A 21,903-nucleotide genomic window follows, 5' to 3' on the forward strand; every position below is an offset into this window, starting at 1 on the left:
AAATCGGCCTACAACGCATTGCAGGCCCATTCGTTACCAGCTCTGAGTGGTCTTGAATTTCTCAAGTGCAGCTTTCAGGCCCGCAGCGATTTCATCGTTGTAATCGCCTTTCTCGTTGATCTTGTCGAGAAGTTCTTTCTGCTCGGACCGCATCCAGTCGAGCATGATTGCTTCGAACTTCACTACATTGTCGACATCAACGTCGTCCAGGAAGCCTTCGTTGGCTGCGAACAGAACAGTACCCATCTCAGCCACGGACATCGGGCTGTACTGGTTCTGCTTCATCAGTTCGGTCACTCGCTGACCGTGTTCAAGCTGCTTACGGGTCGCTTCGTCAAGGTCGGAAGCGAACTGTGCGAAAGCTGCCAGTTCACGATACTGGGCCAGTGCCAGACGGATATTACCGCCGAGCTTTTTCATGATCTTGGTCTGGGCCGAACCGCCCACCCGAGATACCGAGACGCCCGCGTTCATTGCCGGACGAATGCCGGAGTTGAACAGGTTGGTCTCGAGGAAGATCTGGCCGTCGGTGATCGAGATTACGTTAGTCGGTACGAACGCCGAAACGTCGCCGGCCTGGGTCTCGATGATCGGCAGCGCAGTCAGGGAACCAGTCTGGCCTTTAACTTCGCCGTTGGTCAGCTTTTCGACTTCATCGGCGTTGATCCGGGACGCGCGCTCCAGCAGACGGGAGTGCAGGTAGAAAACGTCACCCGGATAGGCTTCACGGCCCGGCGGACGACGCAGCAGCAGGGAGATCTGGCGGTATGCCACGGCCTGCTTGGACAGATCATCATAGATGATCAGGGCGTCTTCACCGCGGTCACGGAAATATTCACCCATGGACGTGCCGGAGTACGGCGCCAGGAACTGCATCGCTGCAGGGTCGGCGGCACCGGCGGCAACCACGATGGTATGGTCCATCGCACCATGCTCTTCCAACTTGCGCACAACGGCGGCAATGGAAGACTGCTTCTGGCCGACTGCGACATAGATACACTTGATGCCGGAGTCTTTCTGGTTGATGATCGCGTCGATGGCGACGGCGGTCTTACCAATCTGACGGTCGCCGATGATCAGCTCACGCTGGCCACGGCCGATTGGCACCATGGTATCGATCGCTTTCAGACCGGTCTGAACCGGCTCATCGACAGATTGACGTGCGATAACGCCTGGAGCAACCTTTTCAACCGGTGACGTCTGGGATGTGCCCAGTTCGCCTTTACCGTCGATGGCATTACCCAGACCGTCAACAACGCGGCCCATCAATTCGGGGCCAACCGGTACTTCCAGGATGCGACCGGTACAACGAACCTTCTGGCCTTCCGCCAGTCCTTCGTAGTCACCCAGTACAACCGCGCCCACGGAATCACGCTCCAGGTTCAGGGCCATACCGAATATACCGTTGGCAAATTCAATCATCTCGCCGTACATAACGTCGGCAAGACCGTGGATCAGTACGATACCGTCAGAAACGGAGAGGATCGTACCTTCGTTCTTTGCATCGGAAGAAATATCGAGTTTTTCGATTCTCTTTTTGATGATGTCACTGATCTCGGATGGATTCAGTTGCTGCATGCCTTTATCCTCAAACCTTGTGCTGAAATCAGGAGCCCAGAGCGTCGGCCAGTTTGGTCAGCTTTCCGCGTACAGATGCGTCAATCACCATATCGCCGGTGCGAACGATCACACCTCCGATCAAAGCCTTGTCCATTGACGCTGCGAGTGACACTTGGCGCTCGAGTTTGGTCGATAGTGCCTGGGCGAGCTTCTGCTGTTGTTCGTCGGTCAACTCATATGCAGAGGTGACTTCAATATCAACAGTGCGCTCAAAGTCAGCCCGGTACGTGTTGAAGAGCGCTGCAATCTCAGGCAGAAGGCTCAACCGGCGATTATCCGCCAGAATCATCAGAAAGTTACGAACCGATTCCGTCACGTTACCTTCAACGCATTCCAGAATCATTTCTGCCTTCTTCTGCTCTTCAGTGCCTGGACTGGCGAGAAGCTGTCGAATGTCTTCGTTCGCTGAAATCTGCCCGGCAACGGTTAGCACTTCGGACCATTCAGCCAGTTGCTTCTGGTCCTGAGCGGCCGAAAATGCTGCCTTTGCGTAAGGGCGGGCCAGCGTTCTCAGTTGTGCCATGATAAACCTCGTCGTTTAGAGTTCTGCTGCCAGCTTGTCCAGCATCTCACTGTGCTTGTTGGCATCGACAGAGGTTTCCAGGATCTTCTCAGCACCAGCGACCGCGATGGCTGCAATTTCTGCACGCAATGCGTCACGAGCCTGATTGCGCTCCTGCTCAATTTCGGCCTTGGCCTGCTCAATCAGCTTCTCACCTTCCTTGCGGGCGTCATCTTTGGACGCTTCGACAATTTGGGACGCTCGCTTGTTGGCCTGTTCGATCAGACCAGCGGCTTGCTGCTTGGCTTCACGCAGTTCCTGAGCTGACTTTTCCTGAGCCAGTTCCAGATCGCGCGCGGCGCGGTCTGAGGCAGCCAGTCCGTCAGCGATCTTCTTTTGACGTTCCTGCAGTGCGGCCATAATCGGCGGCCACACATATTTCATGCAGAACACGACAAAGATAAAGAACGCGATGGCTTGACCAATCATCGTCAAATTAATGTTCACGTCTTCACCTCTCGCCTGTTGTGTAAAGAATCATCAGTCCGGAGTCCAGCTCCGGTGGCGACTCGATTAACCGGCGATCTGGCCGACAAACGGGTTGGCGAAAGTGAAGAACAGTGCGATACCAACACCGATCATGGTTACGGCGTCCAGCAGGCCTGCAACGATGAACATTTTAACCTGCAGCATCGGAGTCATTTCTGGCTGACGCGCAGCGCCTTCCAGGAATTTGCCACCGAGGATACCAAAGCCGATAGCAGTACCCAGTGCGCCCAGGCCGATCAGCAGTGCAACGGCAATCGCGGTCATTCCAACTACAGTTTCCATGATAACTCCCAGTTTTCAGTTAGGTTTTCAGTTTAAGGGTTTTGGTTTTAAAACTACGGTTTTACGGTTCCGATCAATGACTGTCTTCGTGAGCCATGCTCAGGTAAACAATCGTCAGCATCATAAAGATGAACGCCTGCAGCGTAATGATCAGAATGTGGAAAATGGCCCAGGGTACAGACAGTGCCCACTGTGCCCAGAACGGCAGCAGGGCAATCAGGATAAAGATCAATTCACCGGCATAAAGGTTACCGAATAGACGCAGTGCCAGTGAAATGGGCTTGGCCAGCAGGCTCACACCTTCCAGCAGGAGGTTAACCGGTACCAGCAGCACTTTGAGGAAAAAGTTGTCTGAGGAGAACGGGTGCAGAGTCAGTTCTCCAACAAAGCCACCGACGCCTTTGACCTTGATGCTGTAGTAGATGATCAGGAAGAACACGGAGAGCGACATGCCCAGTGTGACGTTTACGTCAGTGGTCGGTACCACCTTCATGTATTCCAGACCCATCATGTGGAACAGTTGGGGCAGGAAGTCGACCGGCACCAGGTCCATCAGGTTCATCAGAAAGACCCAGCAGAAAATCGTCAATGCGAGAGGAGCGATAACCTTGTTCCTGCCGTGGAAAGTTTCCTTCACGCTGGTATCGACAAACTCGATCATGATTTCAACGAAGTTCTGCAGCCCGCCAGGCTGATCTGAAGTAGCACGCTTGGCGGCCATACGGAAAAGGATCAGGAAAATCAGGCCCAGGCCAACCGCCCATCCGAGCGAATCCACATGAACAGCCCAGAACCCCATATCAGAGGCTTCCCGGGCGTTGTGGGCCATGGTCCAGCCCGCTTCCGACGTCACCGAACCATCAGCACGCTCATAGCCGGCCGGAAGTTTTCCATAGGTGAGATTCTGGAGGTGGTGCTGAATATACTCTGATGCGCTGCCTGCCATAACGTTCTCTCAGGTCCTGTTAGCTTCGCTGCGTTCTGCGGCCCGCCAGAAGCGGAGTCAACCAATTGGTGACCAACATGATCGCAAATGATAAAAAAAGTGCCGCAATATCAAGCGGCTGAATCCATTTAAACACCATCGTAAACAGGATGGCGCACAGGATGAGCTTGCCGGCCTCACCCTGGTAGAAAGAGCTTATGATTTGCCTGGCAGACCGCGCGCCGGAATAGCGGAATGCCTTGAACGCAAAATAGCCATGGGGCAGAAGAAAAATAAGCCCCCCCAGCAGTGCTGAATAACCGGACACCTGGCCTTTAAAGAGGAATGCCAGACTGACGATGACCAATACCACACATTCTATGACAAACCATCGTGCCAGTGGCGGGCGTTGGATTCCGCCCGGTTGAGCCTTCGTCATGTCGTTTCCCGGGTGTTACACCGCTTTGGGTCGGTGATGTTCGAAATTTAGACAGATACACCGATACAAGCGCCGCAGATTATATGTGTTCAATCTACACGAATCAACAAAACCGGAACTGGCTCTCCGCCCTGAAACACGCAGAAAAGCTGGCGCTGGGGGAATTCGGGACACAAATAGGCACCAACACGAAGGGGTAGCACTATATGTAGTGGTACCTAGTCAAAACTGGCCTTTGGTACCTCGTCGTTGGTCGCAGATTGCCAACACTAAATTGTTAACAGTGACACTGTGAAAACATTGCCAAGGACGTTACTTGATGTGGCCCAGAATGCCATCCAACTCGTCGAGGGAAGTGTACTCAATCACCAGTTTGCCCTTGCCACGCTGACCGTGGTCAATCGACACCCGGGCACCGAGTCGCTCGGCGAGGTCGTCCTGCAGGGCGCGGATGTTAGGATCCACTTCACCCTTGGCTTTCTTACGGTTCGGCGATTCCTGTTGCACCCGGCGAACCAGGGCTTCTGTCTGCCGTACCGACAGGGATTTTGCCACTACCTGTCTCGCTACCTGCATCTGCTGTTCGGGTTGCAGAGTGAGCATGGCCCGGCCATGGCCCATTTCAAGATCGCCGTGTTCCAGCATGACGCGAACGTCTTCCGACAGACTGATCAGGCGCAACAGATTGGTGATGGTGGTGCGGGACTTACCCACCGCTTCGGCCACCTGGGCCTGGGTCAGGCCGAACTCGTCCTGCAGGCGCTGCAGCGCAAAGGCTTCTTCGATGGGATTGAGATTCTCGCGCTGGATATTCTCAATCAGCGCCATGGCGATGGCGGCATCATCCGGCACGTCACGGATAATGGCGGGAATACGGTCCAGTTCGGCCATCTGGGTGGCCCGCCAGCGGCGCTCGCCAGCGATCAACTCAAAGCGGCCTTCCGCAATAGGACGCACCACAACAGGCTGCATCACACCCTGCTGGCGAATGGAGTCGGCCAGTTCCTGAAGAGCCGCCGGGTCCATGTCACGGCGAGGCTGGAACCGGCCACGTTGGATCAGGTCTATCGGAACTTCCCGGAGCTCACCGTCGTGATCCTTCAGTTCCTGGTCCAGGTTGACCCTGGAGCCCTGCAACAGAGCGCCCAATCCGCGCTCACCCAGTCCTCGTTTCTTCGCCGCCATGGTGTTTGTCATTCTTCCCGATGAAATATCTGTGTGCAAAGGAGGGAGTAGTTTACACGGCAACGGCCGCGGATGTCTTTTGCGATCCATGCCGGCGTACCATCTCGCCGGCCAGGGCCAGGTAGGCCACCGCTCCTTTGGACGCGCGATCGTATTTCAGTGCTGGCATACCATAGCTCGGAGCTTCCGCCAGTCTCACGTTGCGGGGGATCACCGCGCGGTAGACCTTGTCACCGAAAAACTCGCTGAGCTGGCCTGAAACATCCAGGGTCAGGCTGTTGCGGGGGTCATACATGGTACGCAGGATACCCTCCACCTGCAGGTCCGGGTTGACGGTTTCCTGAATCTGCTCGACCGTATTCATCAGCGCCGCCAATCCCTCTAACGCATAGTATTCACACTGCATGGGGATTAACACGGTGTCAGCCGCCGACAAGGCATTCACGGTCAGCAGACTGAGAGAAGGCGGGCAATCGATCAGGATGTAATCGTAGTTTTCCCGAACCTTGTTGATAGCCAGGCGCAGGCGGTGTTCGCGACCAATCTCGTTCATCAGCTCCACTTCAGCTGCGGTCAAATCGCCGTTGGCAGGAAGAATATCGAAGCCGGAAACCTCCGCCCGGAAGATCACCTCGGCTGCCGTTGACCGTTTAGTGAGCATGTCGTAGCCGGAAAGCTCCAGGGCATTTTTGTCCACACCGCTGCCCATGGTGGCATTACCCTGAGGGTCCATATCCACCAACAACACGCGGCGCTTGGTCGCAGCCAGCGAGGCAGCCAGGTTGACGCAGGTGGTGGTTTTACCCACACCGCCTTTCTGATTGGTCACTGCAATCACACGCGCCATGACTCGCCTCCTTTGGTGAAATTCTCATCGTTCGCCCCCCGCCGGATCACCAACAGGTGACGGTCTCCGTCCGAGCCTGGCACTGATAATGACCGCCGGGATGTTACCTGCCAACCAGCTGGTAGGGCAGCTACCTCATCATCCGGAAACTGGCCTTTCATGGCAAGGAACTCGCCCTCATCCGCGAGCAAGTGCCCACACCAGGTAATCAGGTTATCCAATGCCGTAAAAGCCCGGCTACTGATCTGATGGTACTGAACGGCAGGATCGCAGCTTTCAGCGCGGCCGTGAATAATGTCGACGTTCTTAAGGCCAAGCTCCAGCACACATTGCGTCAGAAACCGGGTTTTCTTGCTGTTGCTGTCCAACAGGGTAAACCGCTTGTGAGGTAACGCAATCGCCAGTGGAATCCCCGGGAGGCCGCCGCCGGCGCCCACATCCAGCAAATGGTTGGCTGTGACGAAGGGCAAGATACTGAGGCTGTCCAGCAACTGCCGCGACACCATCTGCCGTGGCTCCCGCACGGCCGTCAGGTTGTAGGCCCGGTTCCACTTGTTCAGCAATGAGAGAAACGCCAGCAGCTGTTGCTGGCTGGCGCTGTCCAGTTCCAGATTCAGATCGGCCAGACCCTCACTGAGCTGGCGTTGCCAAAGTGCATCGCTCATGGGCGCACTCAGGCGGATTGCTTGCGCAGCAGATCGCGCTTCTTGAGATGCACCAGCACCTGGGAAATCGCTGCCGGGGTCACGCCCTGGATACGCGAAGCCTGGGCCACGGTTTCCGGCCGCACTTCCTTGAGTTTCTGCTTGATCTCGTTGGACAGGCCACCAATCGCGTCGAAATCAATATCATCCGGTAAACGGGTATTTTCGTTCCGGCGCAGGCGCTCGATTTCGTCCGCCTGACGGGAGATATAGCCCTCGTACTTGATCTCGATTTCCACCTGATCGGCCACCGCCGGATCGTCCGCTTGGCCCACGGCCATGGCGGCAATATGCCTGTAATTGATTTCCGGGCGACGCAGCAGCTCCGCGAGGGTCTGGTCGCGGTTCATAGGCTGACGCAGGTGGCTGTTGGCCGCGTCGCCACCGGCCGTGCCCGGGTGAATTCGAGTGGTTTCCAGGCGCTGACGTTCAGCCGCGATGGCTTCACGCTTGTGATTGAACGTCTGCCAGCGATGATCATCCACCAGCCCCAGCTTGTGGCCGGTTTCCGTCAGGCGAAGGTCAGCGTTGTCCTCCCGCAGAATCAGCCGGTATTCGGCACGGCTGGTAAACATGCGGTAGGGCTCGGAGGTGCCCATGGTGATCAAGTCGTCCACCAGTACGCCAAGGTAAGCTTCGTCACGACGGGGGTACCATTCGTCCTTGTCCTGGGCACGTAATGCCGCGTTGATACCTGCGAGAAGACCTTGGGCACCGGCCTCTTCATAACCGGTGGTGCCGTTGATCTGTCCCGCAAAGTACAGGCCCTGGATGAATTTGGTTTCCAGGGTGTGGCGCAGATCCTGTGGATTCAGGAAGTCGTACTCAATGGCGTAGCCGGGCCGCGTAATGTGGGCACTCTCGAAACCGGGAATGGTGCGCACAGCAGCAAGCTGGATATCGAACGGCAGGCTGGTGGAGATGCCGTTGGGGTATAACTCATTGGTGGTCAGCCCCTCTGGTTCCACGAAAATCTGGTGCGAGTCCTTGTCAGCAAAACGGTTGACCTTGTCCTCGATGGAGGGGCAGTAGCGAGGTCCGATACCTTCGATGTTACCGGCAAACATGGGCGAACGATCAAAACCGCTGCGAATAATGTCGTGGGTCTGTTCGGTAGTACGGGTGACGTAGCAACACACCTGCTCAGGATGCTGCTCGCGAGATCCGAGGAACGACATCAGCGGAGCCGGATCATCGCCCCACTGCTCCTGCATCACTGAGAAATCTACGCTGCGGGCGTCAATACGGGGCGGGGTGCCGGTTTTCAAGCGCCCGACGTTGAATGGCAGTTCACGTAAACGCTGTGCCAGCGCATTCGCCGGTGCGTCACCGGCACGGCCACCAGAATGCTGCTGCATGCCGATGTGGATAACACCGCCAAGGAAGGTTCCGGTGGTCAGTACCACCGTGGGCGCACGGAAACGAATACCTGACTGGGTGACCACGCCAGTGATGCGCTCACCGTCCACAATCAGATCGTCTGCGGCCTGCTGGAACAAAGTCAGGTTGGGCTGGTTCTCCAGGATTTCGCGGATGGCCGCCTTGTATAACACCCGGTCCGCTTGGGCACGGGTCGCGCGAACCGCAGGGCCCTTGCGGGAGTTCAGCACGCGGAACTGGATGCCGGCCTTATCGGTTGCCATGGCCATGGCGCCGCCGAGGGCATCTATTTCCTTGACCAGATGGCTCTTGCCAATACCTCCGATAGCGGGGTTGCAGGACATCTGGCCCAGGGTCTCAATGTTGTGGGTCAGCAGCAGGGTCTGGGACCCCATGCGTGCAGCTGCCAGTGCGGCTTCAGTGCCGGCATGGCCACCACCAATGACAATTACATCGAAACGGGTCGGATAATCCACAACATCACCTCGGCAAACGGGTACTCAGAAAATTCTGGGCGTAAAAACAGCTTGAAAATCAGGGCCGGGAGTATAACGCCTCACCCGACAAATTGCAGTCAGAATGTGCAAATTTTAACCAGAAAGGCCAATAACAGAAAGGCCCCGAAATGACACCGGCCCAGACGCTGTTGTTTCGCGATGAGTTCCACGAGAAATGGAGTACCGAAATACGACAGATATCAGCGGGTTGTGGATACCTCCTAAGAAAACTTTTCAAGAAAGTTATCCACATATATGACCTTGTCAAAAACACCCTCAAAGACACTTTAACTATTTGTTTTATATAGTTTAAATTTAATTTAACCAAAGCTTATCCGAAGGTTATCCAATAAATTATCCACAACTTCGTGCCATCAGCGAGAAAGAGGGCCCGCCGCCGATATCGTAATGTGCGTTTGGTGGGCGTAGGGAGAATTTATCGCTCCAAACCGCACCTCAACGGTGCGTTAATTCAATCACCAGCAACACGTCATATTTTATTGACGCTAGATAAAGCCGTTAACCGTTGGTTTTCTGGCAACCTGGCATGAAATTCGCCAGAAATACTCACTTTCATTCACATTTCAGCTAGGGCCCAGGATGGCTTCATTGTTGAAGGACCCTGACCATGAACCGTGTTATTTCACTTTCCCGGCATCGGAAATTGCGTACCCAATCTCCTTATCGTGAGAGTATCTTCGCAGACCTTGATTTCAGTTCTGCGTATCAGCCGATCCTAAGCCCCACTCATCAGAAGCTCGTTGGGTTCGAGGCTCTGGTGCGTGTTACCCGGGATCAGCAGCCGGTCTCGCCAGCGGAGTTATTCAGTCGTGCCGATAGCAGCGAACAGACGGTGGAACTGGACAGTTTCCTGTTGCATCGCCACCTGGAACAGTTTGCCGGGCACACAATGCCGGTCTGGCTATTCCTCAACATTAATCCGGAAACCTGCATCCACCCCGCCTCTTCCCTGGATCGGCTGGTGGACCATTGCCGATCCTGTGGCATTGCCCCGGACCGGGTGGTCCTAGAGTTGGTAGAAACTGCCAGTGATGATCCCGACGCCTTGCTGAAGTTCATCCACATGGCCAAGACCAAAGGCTTCCGCATTGCCATCGACGATTTCGGCGTGGGGGACTCCAATTTCGAACGGCTCTGGCGAATGGATCCGATGATTGTAAAGCTGGACCGAAGCCTGCTGGTCAATGCCGAGCAACATCACCGTGCCCGCCTGTTGCTGGAAAGCCTGGTACGGATGATCCGTGAGAGCGGCAGCCTGGTGCTTCTGGAAGGTATTGAAAGCGAGGCCCAGGCCAAAATTGCCCTGGCGACTGAAGCAGACTTACTGCAGGGCTTTCTGTTGGGCAGGCCAGGTGAGGTAAGTCCGGCTCTGGTGGAGGAACGTGAGGCAGGCCTCAAATTGGTGATGAATCACTCACGGGAATCAACGCTGCAGGAAAGTTCGGATCATAACGACTTCCTGCGCCTGCTGCGCTTTGAGATCCTTGAGACCTGCCACCGACTGGCGCGGGGAGAGGCGTTCACCTCGGCCTGCGAATCCATGCTTCGCATCAGCGGTATCAAGCGCTGCTTCCTGCTGGATCGGGAGGGCGTCCAACAGGGCAATCTCGCCTTCGGCACTCGCCACTTTGCCCCACAGGATTTCAATCCGCTGTACCACTCCGCCGGAGCCTGCTGGGCACATCGGGAATACTTCCGTAACGCTGTCGCACGCCCGCAACACATCAACGCATCGCGGCCCTATGTAGCACTACCGGATGCCATTCGTACGGTCACCCTGTCTACCTCGCTCACCAGCGACAATAGTCGACAGGTCTTCTGTGCGGATCTGCACCCCGATGAACTCTTCGGCGGCCAGTTATGTTTTCCACAAACACTCTGAGCACTGGTCGTCAGAACTGATCCATCTCTTTTGATTGCGGGGCGGCCGTCATGCCGCGGCCACCGGGGGATTGGCTGGCCTGCTTTTCAAGTTCCAGTGCAATCGCGTTGGTGGACTTGGCAAACCGCGCCAGCAGGTTATAGAGAACCGGAATGATGAACAGGGTCAGGGTGGTAGCGAACACCAGCCCGCCGAGGATAACGATACCGATCGACGCCCGGCTTTCCGCCCCCGCGCCCGTTGCGAGCACCAACGGCACGGCACCGAAGACCGTGGATATGGTGGTCATCAGCACCGGCCGGAAGCGCAGGCTGGCACCTTCCAGAATGGCGTCCTTCACCTCATAGCCCTTGTCCCGGAGCTGGTTGGCAAACTCGACAATCAATATGCCGTTCTTCGCCATCAAACCCAGCAACATGATGATGCCAATCTGGCTGTAGATATTCAGGCTGATGCCGGCCCACCACAGGCCTAGTAAGGCTCCGGTAACCGCCAATGGTACCGATAGCATAATGATCAGCGGGTGAATCCAGCTTTCGAACTGGGCGGCCAACACCAGAAAGACAATCACAAATGCCAGACCAAAGGTGACGTAGATCGCCGACGACGATTCCTGGAATTCCCGCGATAGCCCCTTGTAGCTCACCCTCGCCTCCGGCGGCAGGTTATCCACCGCCAGGTTGTTCAGATACGTCAGTGCCGAACCCAGATCATAGCCATCGGCCAGGGAGGCACTAATGACCACTGCCGGCAACCGGTCGATGCGCCGCAGATCAGGATTGGCACCGATTTCCTCGACCGAGACAAGCGCCTGCAAGGGAATCAGCGTGCCGCCCTCGCGGGGGCGCAGGAAAATCTGCCCCAGGTCCGACGGCGTTGCACGGTCAGCGTCCGCTGCCTGAAGGATCACGTCGTACTCCCGGCCCCGATCCAGGTAGGTGGTCACCTGCCGTGATGCCAACATGGTCTGCAGTGTCAGGCCCACATCTTCGATAGTGACATCCAGGTCCGCGGCGCGCTCCCGGTCAATGGACACCCGCAGCTCAGGGCGGGTCAGTTCAAAATCGGTCTCCAGGTTCAGCAGGTTCGGGTTGTCCTTCGCTCGCTCGACGATTTCCTCACTCCAGGCCTGCACACTTTCGTAATCCGGCCCGGCCACCACGAATTCCACCGGTTGGTCAAAGCCGCGCTGGCCTAGCCCTGGTGGGTTCACCGCGATGGCGCGAATACCTGTAATTTGGCCGAGTTTGCCCCGCAGTTCGCTGGTAATCTGCTGTTGTTTGACATCACGATCCTCCCAAGGCACCAGGCCCATGATCATGAAGGCGTTGTCCTCTTCATCGCGGAAGCCAACGATCGACAGCAACCGATTGGAGACACCCTGCTCCAGGTAGGGCAACAGTTCCTGCTCCGCCTTACGCACGTAGTGGTCTGTGAACTCGACCGTCGAACCCCGGGGGGCGCTGGTTGGCATAATGATCACGCCCCGATCTTCCGTGGGCGCCAACTCCTGCGGCAATCTTGGGAAAATTACTATGGCAACGATAAGCCCAACAAGCCCAAGGCCCAGCAACAAGCCGGGCTGGTTGAGGGAGAAGCTGAGCATACGTTCGTAGCCTTGGGTCAGACCATTCAGCACTTTTTCACTGGCCGCCCACAGGCGGTGTCCTTCCGCCGATTCCGGGCTATGCCGCAACCATTTTGAACACAGCATGGGCGCCAGGGTGAGCGCCACCAGGCTGGATACCACCACCGCCGCTGCCAGGGTGAACCCGAACTCGGCAAACAGTCGCCCGATGTTGCCGCCCATAAAGGAGATTGGCACAAACACCGCAACCAGGGTGAGCGTGGTGGCAATGACCGCGAACGCCACCTGCTTGGCACCGCGATAAGACGCCAGCAATGGCGGTTCACCCTCATCGATCCGGCGCTGGATGTTTTCCAGCATGACGATGGCGTCGTCCACCACCAGACCGATGGCCAGAATCACTGCGAGCAGGGTCAGTACGTTGATGGAGAAACCGAGGAAGCCCAGCCCGATAAAGGCGCCGATAACCGCCACCGGGATGGTCACCGCCGGAATCAGGGTGGCCCTCCAGGACCGCAGGAACAGGAAGATCACCAGAATGACCAGGGACACGGCAATCGCAAGAGTAAACACCACTTCCTTGATCGACGCGCGAATGAAAATGGACTCGTCATAGCTCTCGGCAATCGTCACTTCCGGGGGCAGCGTCTCGCGGATCTTTTCAAGCTCCGCGCGCACAGCATCGGACACTGCCACCGTGTTGGCCTTGGACTGACGAATGATACCCATGCCGATCGCGGTCTTGCCGTTGGCCCGCAGTCGGCTGACATCGGACTCAACCCCCATCTGGACATTGGCCACCTCGCCCAGGCGCAGCAAGTCATTGCCGTCGCGGCGAACCACCAGATCACGGAACTGCTCCACATTGGTGAGCCGGCCTTCCGCACGCACCGTGAAGTTGCGGGTGGAAGAGTCCACCGAGCCGGCTGGCAGTTCAACGTTATTGGCTCGCAGTGAACGCTCGACTTCAGCCACGGTGATATCCCGCGCCGCCAGCCGTTCGCGGTCCAGCCAGACCCGGATGGCGTAACGCCGCTCACCACCAATGCGTACGTTGGCAACGCCATCCAGTACGGACAGTCGGTCGGCAAGCACCCGTTCGGCAAAATCGCTCAATTCCGCACTGTCCCAGATGTCACTGCGCAGGGTCACCCACATCATCGGGCGGGCGTCTGAGTCGGCCTTCTGGACGACCGGTGCCTCGGCCTCTTCGGGCAGTTGATCGGCAATGCGGGACACGGCATCGCGCACATCGTTGGCAGCGATGTCGACGTTGCGGGAAATGGTAAATTCTATGCTGGTACGGGATTCACCCTGTTCGGTGGAGGACTCAATGGAGCGAATACCTTCGATGCCGCTGATCGCCCCTTCCACGACCTGGGTTATCTGGGTGTCGACCACTTCGGCCGCAGCACCAATGTAATCCGTGGATATGGACACCACGGGTGGGTCAATGTCCGGATACTCCCGCACCGGAAGCCCCAATAACGCTGCCAGTCCGAAAACCACAATGAGGAGGCTGAGAACCGTCGCGAAAACCGGACGTTTAATGGAGACATCGGACAGGATCACGGATCAGGACTCCAGGGAGTTGGCAAAGCGGTTGTCGGGAATCACATTTTCCCCTTCCACCACACTGATCCTGTCGCCACTGCTCAGGCGATCCTGGCCGGTTACTATCACCTGTTCATCCAACGACAACCCGTCAATGATCTCGACCAGGCCGGGCATCCGTGACCCCAGGGTCACCGATACCCGTCGGGCAATACCGTCTTCGGCCACAAACACGTACTTCTCGTCACCGCGAATCATCACTGCCTGCTCGGGAATAACCAGGGATTCACGTTCCCGGAGTGTCAGCGTGGCAGACATGAACTGGCCCGGCCTGAGTTTGCCATCGGGATTGTCAATTAGGGCCCGCACCGGCAGTGTTCGGCTCAGCTCATCAATTCGTGTGCCCAACTCCACAAGTTCGCCGCCAAAGGTTTCTCCGGTGTAGGCCGGCGAGGTGCCGCTTACCATCTGGCCAATGTTGATCTGGCCGAGGAATCTTTCGGGAATCGCGAACCCCAATTCCATCTTGGTGGTGGAGTCCAGAGTTGCCACTGGCGTGCCTGCACTGAGATAAGTTCCCAGACTGATATCGGAGAGACCAATAACCCCGGCAAACGGTGCTTCAACACGGTGGTTGTCAAGGCGGGTACGAGCCGCCTCGCGCTGGGCTTCCGCCACGTCAACGGCGGTGCGCAATTCATCAACCTGGGACTGGGAAATACTGTTATTGGCCTGGAGTTTCCGGGCGCGATCATACTGGCGGCGGGCGTCGGAGAGGGTGGCTTGCGCCACTTGCAGATCAGCGCTTGCCTGGCGATCGTCCAGACGCAACAAAAGGTCACCGGACTGGACCCGTTTTCCGGCATCAAGATTCATTTCGACAACACGACCGCTGACCTCGGTGGTCAGTTCCACCTGATCCCGGGCCCGAAGGCTGCCAACTGCCCTGACAGTGTCACTGACCAGCTCCATTTCGGGGGTGACCGTATTCACTTTGCTTGCGGGGCGTTCCCTCTGGGCATTCGCCGCCTCCTCCCCACTCAGGTGCTGCCAGGAGAATGCCCCCCCGGCCGCCAGGGCCACGAGTATCAGAGCGATCAACCATTGCTTAACCATAATGCTTTATCCGTTTGCTTGATTGTGCCCCAACAACCGGCTGCAGGTTCAATGCGGGCTAACGTTTGCTGATCACCAGCACGATCTCCCCGACTTCAATCCCCCATTTCGTCATGGTGGTCTGGTTGATTAGGGTGTCCGGTGTAATCAAGTACATCCAGTCATCCATGCGGACGTCAATGGTGCCGTCGCCGTAGGACACCCGCAGGACATAATTCATGTTTATGGCATTGCCTTGCCAACGCATTGTGCCCGGCTCCACGACATCGCCAGCGTCGGCGTTCAATGCGCCGTTGTCGGGTGTCAGCGTCCACACCCGGGTCTGGACTTCGCCGTCGTCAAAACGGAACTCTTCGTTCAGGGTGCCGACGCCGTTGCTGTCCCAACTGGCAGAAATGTCCGCATCGAAAGTGCGAATCACTTCGCCCGAGAAATCCTTGACCACGCCCCGGGCAGAAAGTTCGCCGGTAAAAAATTCCTGAGGCGTCAATACCGGCATTCGGTCACTATAATCCTCAAGCGCCGGCCCGGCACAGCCCGCAAGCAACACTGTCGCCAACAATAACCAGAGACAGCGGGGCAAACCAGTGATCCTGTTCGTCCCAATCGATATTTGCATGATATTTACACTCTCCTGGCAATTTACAATGGATGATCGGCCCTTCAAATACGCCCTTCGCGTTGTTATCGATCATTAGAGAACGTCTGCGTTCATGCTTTCGTCATTTCAGCCAATTGTCCTTTTTGACAGGGGGCATGGCGGTTTCCGTCAATGGCAGGTCGCCGGCAATGCCGTAAAACATCGGGCAATGCAAACAGAACCACAGAGGTATTTGCTATGCCGGTGTACAAGGCACCCCTACGCGACATGAAGTTCCTGCTCAACGAGGTTTTCGACTACCCGGGGCACTACACACGTTTGAAAACCGGCGAGAACGCCACTCCGGATATCGTCGATGCGATACTCAACGAATGCGGCAAATTCTGCGAAGAGGTATTGAGCCCGCTCTATCAGAGCGGCGACGAGGAAGGCTGCCAACTGGATAACGGCGAAGTGATCACTCCCACGGGCTACCGTGAAGCCTATCAACAGTATGCGCAGGGTGGCTGGCAGGGTCTGTCTGCCCCGGAGGAGTATGGCGGGCAGGGGCTGCCGGCCTCCATGGGCCTGTTCAAACAGGAGATGATGGGTACTGCCAACTGGTCTTTCTCCATGTACCCAGGCTTGTCGATGGGGGCTATGAACACCATCTTCCTGCATGGCAGCGAAGACCAGAAACAAACCTACCTGGTGCCGCTGACCGAAGGCCGCTGGGGGGGCACCATGTGCCTGACCGAACCCCAGTGCGGGACCGATCTGGGACAGGTGAAAACCAAAGCGGCACCTCAGGGAGACGGCAGCTTCAAGCTCTCAGGTACCAAGATCTTCATTTCCTCCGGTGACCATGACCTGACCGAGAACATCGTTCACATTGTGCTGGCCCGCTTGCCGGATGCGCCCAAAGGCACCCGAGGCATCAGCCTGTTCATCGTGCCCAAATTCCTGCCCGACGGGAATGGCGGCGTTGGCAAAGCCAATGGCGTGACCTGCGGCAGCCTGGAAAAGAAAATGGGGATCAAGGCCTCGGCCACCTGCGTGATGAACTTCGATGACGCCACCGGTTTCCTGATCGGCCCCGAGAACGAAGGACTGAACTGCATGTTCACCTTCATGAACACCGCGCGGATCGGCACTGCCATCCAGGGTGTCGGCCCGGCGGAACTGTCCTACCAGTGGGCACTGGATTACGCCAAAGAACGCCGGTCCATGCGCGCCCTGTCGGGTAAGAAAGAACCCGATCAGGTGGCGGATAGCCTGATTCATCATGCCGATGTGCGCCGCATGCTGCTGACCCAGAAAGCCATCGCCGAGGGTGGTCGTGCCATGCTGTACTACTCAGCCCGACTGGCTGATCACATGGTGGAAGGCCACACCACTGGGGATGCGGAGAAAGCCGACTCCTATGATGACAGGCTGGGCTTCCTGACCCCCATTCTGAAAGGCTTCCTTACCGAGCTGGGCAATGAGGCCGCCAATCTGGGAGTACAGGTATTCGGGGGCCACGGCTATATCCGCGAGCACGGCATGGAACAGATTGTCCGCGACACCCGCATTGCCACCCTCTATGAGGGCACCACTGGTATCCAGGCGCTGGATCTGCTGGGCCGTAAGGTACTGCTGATGACTCAGGGCGGGGCGGTCAGGGAGTTCACCCTCAGAGTTGCCAACTTTGCCCGCAAATCACTGACCGACAAGCGGGTGAGGCCTTTCTCGGTAGAGTTGCTCAAGCTTACCGCCCAGTGGAACGTGCTCACGGTGCGGCTAATGCTGGCCGCCCGCAAGGACCGCGATGTCGTGAGTTCCGCTGCCAACGATTTCCTGATGTACAGCGGCTACGTGACCATGGCCTACATGTGGGCACGAATGGCCGCCGTAGCCTCAGACAAGCTGGAAAAGGGGGGTACCGACTCGGAAGACTTTTACCGCGCCAAGCTGGCCACGGCAGAGTTCTACTACGAACGCCTGCTGCCCCGGGCCCAGGCCCATGCAACCGGAATGTTGAGCCCGACAAGAAGCCTGATGCAACTGGCGCCCGAGCACATGGCCTTCACCGACTGAGGCGGAGGCGGTCTGTGGTACGGCCTTACAGGCCGTACTTGGTTTCGATGGCCTCAAACATGCCGGTTTCATGGACCTTTCGAAGCCCGGCTTTGAGTTTCTCGACTGTGGCATCCGGCGTATCCAGGTTGATCGCCAGGAAAAGTTCAGTATCGTTAAACGAGTAAACCGGCTCCAGCCCCTCCACATTCTGCTGGGACGCAAAATAAGGGCCGGCCAGCCGATCTGCGATCCACAGGTCAATCTGGCCGAGCTCCAGCCGTTTCGGGTTGAGGTCATCACTGTCCAGCGTGGACACTTCGTAGCCGCGCTCTAACAGGTATTCGGTCATAACGTCGTTGCGGTAGCCGCCAAAACGCAGCTCCCTGGCATCCTCAAGCCGATCAATCTGCAGGTTTGTACCCGCCGGCGCGAAAATGGTCCACAGGTTCCGGGTCAGCGGGCCGACCCATTTGAAACGCGGCGCGCGGGACTCCGTGTAGGTAGTGCAGAAGATACCGTGGTTGCGCTTGCTGAGCGCCCGGTTGTAACCATAATCCCAGTTGCGCAGCTTGATCACGTAATCCAGATCGGTGTTGTTCAGGAGGGCCTTGACCATTTCCGTGCACAGACCGTCAATGTTGGTGCCGTTATGCTCGAACGCCCGGCCGGTGGCGCTCATGTTGTAGGGGGGAAAGTTTTCAGTGTACAGATACAGCTTGTCTGAAGCCTGAGCGCTGGAAACACCCGTCATCAAGACGAGGGCAGCGAGTAAGAACATTGGCAGGTGCCGCACGGTTTATCTCCTTGATATGCGTGGTCGCCATGAGCTGGCGTCACTCTCTATGTCGCCGGAGTCTACCCCAGGTTTTCACGGTGTTTGACAATAAAAATGTGTGTTTTCGTAAGGGAATGAACCCGCGTCTGACTAGTCTGCAGACCCGGGGGCTGGCACCGGCATGCTGAAGTATTCGCCTTGGGAAAAGTCGATCCCTAACTCCCGTACCCTTGCCTGCACCGACTCGTTGTGGACAAACTCCGCCACCGTTTGAATGTCCAGACTGCGAGCGAACTGGACAATGCCACTGGTTACCAGAAACGCCGTGTGATCCTCGTGGAGATTACGAATCAGGCTGCCATCGATCTTGATGATGTCTACGTTAAGGCTCAACAGGTGGGCGAAATTGGAGTAGCCAGTTCCAAAATCGTCAATGGCAATCCGGCAGCCAAACGGCTTTACCTGTTCGATGAACGATCGAATGTATCCATAATCGGTGATGCCGTCAGATTCCAGGATCTCGAAGATGACACGGTTGCCAATACCAGACGATTCCAGAGCCTCAAGGATTCGTCCGACTGTTTCCGAGTCGGTAATATCGCCATAGGAAAGGTTGATTGAAAACTCCTCTTCGCGGCCGGTAAAACAGGCGAAACACTTCTCGATCATCAGTTCGGTAATACGCCGATTCAGTCGCAGTTTATTGGCAATGTCCATAAAGCGGCCAGCACTGATCACGCTGCCATCCGGTTCTACCATTCTCACCAGGCACTCGTACTTGCAGATACGGCCACTCTGGTTATCGTGAATTGGCTGAAACCAGGGCATCAGGCGGTCATGATGAATGGCTTCCCGCAGGCGGTTGGCCCAATAAAGGTTGTTCTCATAATTCTCTTCAATCCCGACCGCTGGATCATACAACAGGTAATGGCGACCCTGTTCACGTGCCTGAAGCACCGCCACTTTTGCCTGGCTGACCAATTGATCCGCGGCGTTTCCGCGCTTTCTTTTTCCACGTTGGGCAATACCTATGCTGATATCCACTGTCAGCCGCTGTTGCTTCCAGTAGACCCGTTCACCGCTCACCAGTTGTCGCACCTGAGCGGCGAGTTCATACACGGTTTCCGGCGACATCGCAGGGGTGAGAATGGCGAATTCGTCGCCAGGAAGACGATAAACCCTGGAAATGGCGTAACGGCTCTGCTCAGAAAAAGTGACCAGGCGTGTGGCAATCGTCAGCAACACATGATCACCGCAGACATTCCCAAACAGGCTGTTGATTTGATTGAAACGGTCCAGGTTAATGATCAGCAGTGCGGCAGCGTCGCGGCTCTGAAGGTCACGAAGCAGTCGAACACGGTTGTGCAGGCCGGTGAGTTCATCGGTATAGGACGCCTGTAATTCCCGAATCAACTGGATAATCCGGTACAACAGATACAGGCTTAGCAACAGCATCGCTGACCCCGTACCAAACAGAATGCGGTGATTGGTGCGCTCCATGGGGCGCAGAACCGCATCTATTTCGTCCTTCGGAACGCCTGCACCGTACACCATGCCACCGGCACTCGCCGCGTAGTAGAGTTCGTAGTCTCGGTTGCCAACGGTCAGGCTTTGGGTCGTCAGCACTCCGGAGAGATCGGATGGGGAAGACTGATCAACATTCCCGTTAAGCTCAAGCGCCAGGACGGCGTCAATCAGTGCCTGTTCCTCGCGACTATCCTCTCCCTGGCTGAGACTCGAGAGGTTACGGTTGTTGCGGTCATTCAGGAAGGTAAAGCTCTGTTCGGTGACCGTGATGCGGCTGACTGCATCAATGACCTGATCCGCCCCCCAAGCTGTAGTAGCCATTCCCAGTATGTTTCCCTGACGATCATACATCGGGCTGGCGATCGCCAGGACCGCTCGTTCGGTATTGAGATCGAAATAGACCGGAGACCAGTACACTTGGCCCGAATTATCGGAGTTGGGCGTCCATCGCGCTTCCAGGGTGCGAGCAAACCAGGGCGCGTTGCGATAGTGCTCAAAGCGTGCCTCAGTGTCCAGCCGCGAAATGACACCATCGGTCGTGTCCTTCAAAAAGTAAGGCATGTAGCTGACGCCGGCTTCCGATAATACACCGGGTTCAAACCAGAGTCCGGCGCCAGCAGCCCCCTCGAAATCCTGTAGGTGGGCCCTGAGAGTGTGCTCCAACCGGCTTCGTAGCTCGGTGGCATTGTTACCGACCATTTCGATTTTCATCATCTCGTGGAAGCTTTCGCCGACGTTCGCCAGGGAGGTGGTATAACTTGCCAGTGCGGACTGTCGCGCGTTAATCCGCGACAGTCCGGCGCCCACAACCTCGCTGATCTGCTGATGACGAACGTCAGACAGGGCGTCCCGTGAATAGCTAAGATTAAGACTCGACAACAACAGCATCCCGGCAACAAAGACCAGCAACAGTAAACCCAGCATCAACATGATGGACTGTCGATAAGAGAGGTTTTTACGGTAGTTCGGGCGGCTTGTAAGCGTCCCTGGCATAAGGGGATATCCTTTCGCAGTGGATCAGGTGTCACCGGGGGGCAATAATTGCGGGTAACGGTCAAGAGCCGCCTGAGCTTCCTTGTGTCCTTGCTGCGCGGCCTCTGTATACCAATGGACGGCCTGCTCCAGGTCCTGCGAAACACCTCGACCTGCCTCATACATCTGCCCCAACAGGAAAGCGGCATCACCGGAGGTGGGTGCGGCTTTCCGCGCCCACTCCCGCGCTCTGGCGTAGTCCTCGTAGGCATGGGCAATGATCGCCATATTGGCCTGGGAGCGTACATCGCCATTGTTGGCAGGCGTGCGACAGGCCTCCCGGGCCGCACTGTAGTTACGGATGGTGGTCAGCAGGTAACAATTGCTCAGGGCCTGGTCGGATATTCCGGTGGGCCCTTCCGTGACGGTATTGGCGATGGCGTCAGTATCGGTGGGCGCAGTATGCGTTTCTGGTTCAGGGGGTTGGCGACTTACCCGCTCACTGAAAGCCGCAACCTGCTTCGGACAGGAATAGGCGTAGCCAGAACGATAGCGCCCGAGCATCGCTTCTGTCGCCGGCCTGCTGGCGTATTTCTGTGCAATGATGTTGCAACGCCGGTCACGTTCCTGCCTGATTAGTTGGAGCACCTCAGTCCGTTGCGGATCATCGTCATGCTGAGCCAGGTAGTCCGTCAGTGGGTCAATGTAGGGCTGATCGAACAACGCCTCCCGCTCCGGTTTGTAGGGATCCCCCTCTGGCCCGGAAACGAGCTGCTTCATCACCTGGCCTGTACGCTTCAGCACATCTGATGACGCCTTGGACAGACGATCACCATCGATGCCAGCGCATCCACCGAGCAGCAGAATGATTAGAAGACAGGAATACGGACGATACAT

General features: G+C 56.8%; 18 protein-coding genes. 2 read left to right on the plus strand and 16 right to left on the minus strand.

Annotation, left to right across the window (positions count from 1 at the left end; all coding sequences use genetic code 11):
* Positions 1-33: 33 nt before the first annotated feature.
* From atpA to mnmG, 10 genes are all read right to left on the minus strand, one after another.
* Positions 34-1,578 carry a F0F1 ATP synthase subunit alpha gene (gene atpA / locus AC0B60_RS04225; protein ID WP_465084291.1) on the minus strand — a complete coding sequence of 515 codons (1,545 nt, stop codon included), beginning with the start codon at positions 1,576-1,578 and terminating at the stop codon, positions 34-36.
* 28 nt (positions 1,579-1,606) lie between these two features.
* Positions 1,607-2,143 (minus strand): F0F1 ATP synthase subunit delta, encoded by a 537-nt coding sequence (locus AC0B60_RS04230; RefSeq protein WP_465084293.1) that lies wholly within the window; start codon positions 2,141-2,143, stop codon positions 1,607-1,609.
* 15 nt (positions 2,144-2,158) lie between these two features.
* Positions 2,159-2,629 (minus strand): F0F1 ATP synthase subunit B, encoded by a 471-nt coding sequence (locus AC0B60_RS04235; protein ID WP_465084295.1) that lies wholly within the window; start codon positions 2,627-2,629, stop codon positions 2,159-2,161.
* Positions 2,630-2,695: 66 nt separating this feature from the next.
* Positions 2,696-2,953 carry a F0F1 ATP synthase subunit C gene (gene atpE / locus AC0B60_RS04240; RefSeq protein WP_012138088.1) on the minus strand — a complete coding sequence of 86 codons (258 nt, stop codon included), beginning with the start codon at positions 2,951-2,953 and terminating at the stop codon, positions 2,696-2,698.
* Positions 2,954-3,026: 73 nt separating this feature from the next.
* Positions 3,027-3,899 (minus strand): F0F1 ATP synthase subunit A, encoded by an 873-nt coding sequence (gene atpB, locus AC0B60_RS04245; protein WP_465084297.1) that lies wholly within the window; start codon positions 3,897-3,899, stop codon positions 3,027-3,029.
* Between the two features lie 19 nt (positions 3,900-3,918).
* The gene (locus tag AC0B60_RS04250; RefSeq protein WP_465084299.1) at positions 3,919-4,317 is read right to left on the minus strand and encodes a F0F1 ATP synthase subunit I; all 399 of its coding nucleotides are present in this window, start codon (positions 4,315-4,317) and stop codon (positions 3,919-3,921) included.
* A gap of 312 nt (positions 4,318-4,629) precedes the next feature.
* Positions 4,630-5,502: a ParB/RepB/Spo0J family partition protein gene (locus AC0B60_RS04255; RefSeq protein ID WP_036212072.1), complete on the minus strand. Its 873-nt coding sequence runs from the start codon at positions 5,500-5,502 to the stop codon at positions 4,630-4,632.
* Between the two features lie 52 nt (positions 5,503-5,554).
* The gene (locus tag AC0B60_RS04260) at positions 5,555-6,349 is read right to left on the minus strand and encodes a ParA family protein (protein ID WP_465084301.1); all 795 of its coding nucleotides are present in this window, start codon (positions 6,347-6,349) and stop codon (positions 5,555-5,557) included.
* Positions 6,337-7,014 (minus strand): 16S rRNA (guanine(527)-N(7))-methyltransferase RsmG, encoded by a 678-nt coding sequence (gene rsmG / locus AC0B60_RS04265; protein ID WP_465084303.1) that lies wholly within the window; start codon positions 7,012-7,014, stop codon positions 6,337-6,339. The genes AC0B60_RS04260 and rsmG overlap by 13 nt, the downstream gene beginning before the upstream one ends.
* An 8-nt stretch (positions 7,015-7,022) precedes the next feature.
* A complete protein-coding gene (gene mnmG, locus AC0B60_RS04270) occupies positions 7,023-8,909 on the minus strand; it encodes a tRNA uridine-5-carboxymethylaminomethyl(34) synthesis enzyme MnmG (RefSeq protein ID WP_465084305.1) in 1,887 nt (628 codons plus the stop codon).
* 649 nt (positions 8,910-9,558) lie between these two features.
* Between mnmG and AC0B60_RS04275 the strand changes: the two genes are divergently transcribed.
* Positions 9,559-10,833 carry an EAL domain-containing protein gene (locus AC0B60_RS04275; RefSeq protein WP_465084307.1) on the plus strand — a complete coding sequence of 425 codons (1,275 nt, stop codon included), beginning with the start codon at positions 9,559-9,561 and terminating at the stop codon, positions 10,831-10,833.
* Positions 10,834-10,843: 10 nt separating this feature from the next.
* Here the strand turns inward: AC0B60_RS04275 and AC0B60_RS04280 are convergent, their stop codons facing one another.
* Genes AC0B60_RS04280 through AC0B60_RS04290 form a run of 3 tightly spaced genes read right to left on the minus strand, consistent with a single transcriptional unit; the run spans position 10,844 to position 15,710 of the window.
* On the minus strand, positions 10,844-13,993 hold the full coding sequence (locus AC0B60_RS04280; protein WP_465084309.1) for an efflux RND transporter permease subunit: 3,150 nt from the start codon (positions 13,991-13,993) through the stop codon (positions 10,844-10,846).
* Positions 13,994-13,996: 3 nt separating this feature from the next.
* Positions 13,997-15,091, minus strand: a complete 1,095-nt coding sequence (locus AC0B60_RS04285; protein WP_465084310.1) for an efflux RND transporter periplasmic adaptor subunit — start codon at positions 15,089-15,091, stop codon at positions 13,997-13,999.
* A 58-nt stretch (positions 15,092-15,149) separates the two neighbouring features.
* Positions 15,150-15,710 carry a DUF3833 domain-containing protein gene (locus tag AC0B60_RS04290; RefSeq protein WP_465084311.1) on the minus strand — a complete coding sequence of 187 codons (561 nt, stop codon included), beginning with the start codon at positions 15,708-15,710 and terminating at the stop codon, positions 15,150-15,152.
* A gap of 219 nt (positions 15,711-15,929) precedes the next feature.
* Between AC0B60_RS04290 and AC0B60_RS04295 the strand changes: the two genes are divergently transcribed.
* On the plus strand, positions 15,930-17,750 hold the full coding sequence (locus AC0B60_RS04295; RefSeq protein WP_465084312.1) for an acyl-CoA dehydrogenase C-terminal domain-containing protein: 1,821 nt from the start codon (positions 15,930-15,932) through the stop codon (positions 17,748-17,750).
* A gap of 25 nt (positions 17,751-17,775) precedes the next feature.
* Here AC0B60_RS04295 and AC0B60_RS04300 read toward each other — a convergent pair whose 3' ends face one another.
* The 3 genes from AC0B60_RS04300 to AC0B60_RS04310 form a co-directional block, all read right to left on the minus strand.
* Positions 17,776-18,510 (minus strand): substrate-binding periplasmic protein, encoded by a 735-nt coding sequence (locus AC0B60_RS04300; protein WP_465084314.1) that lies wholly within the window; start codon positions 18,508-18,510, stop codon positions 17,776-17,778.
* A 147-nt stretch (positions 18,511-18,657) separates the two neighbouring features.
* The gene (locus AC0B60_RS04305; protein WP_465084315.1) at positions 18,658-21,027 is read right to left on the minus strand and encodes a bifunctional diguanylate cyclase/phosphodiesterase; all 2,370 of its coding nucleotides are present in this window, start codon (positions 21,025-21,027) and stop codon (positions 18,658-18,660) included.
* 24 nt (positions 21,028-21,051) lie between these two features.
* The gene (locus AC0B60_RS04310) at positions 21,052-21,903 is read right to left on the minus strand and encodes a tetratricopeptide repeat protein (RefSeq protein WP_465084317.1); all 852 of its coding nucleotides are present in this window, start codon (positions 21,901-21,903) and stop codon (positions 21,052-21,054) included.

The sequence above is a fragment of the Marinobacter sp. V34 genome (assembly GCF_055524115.1).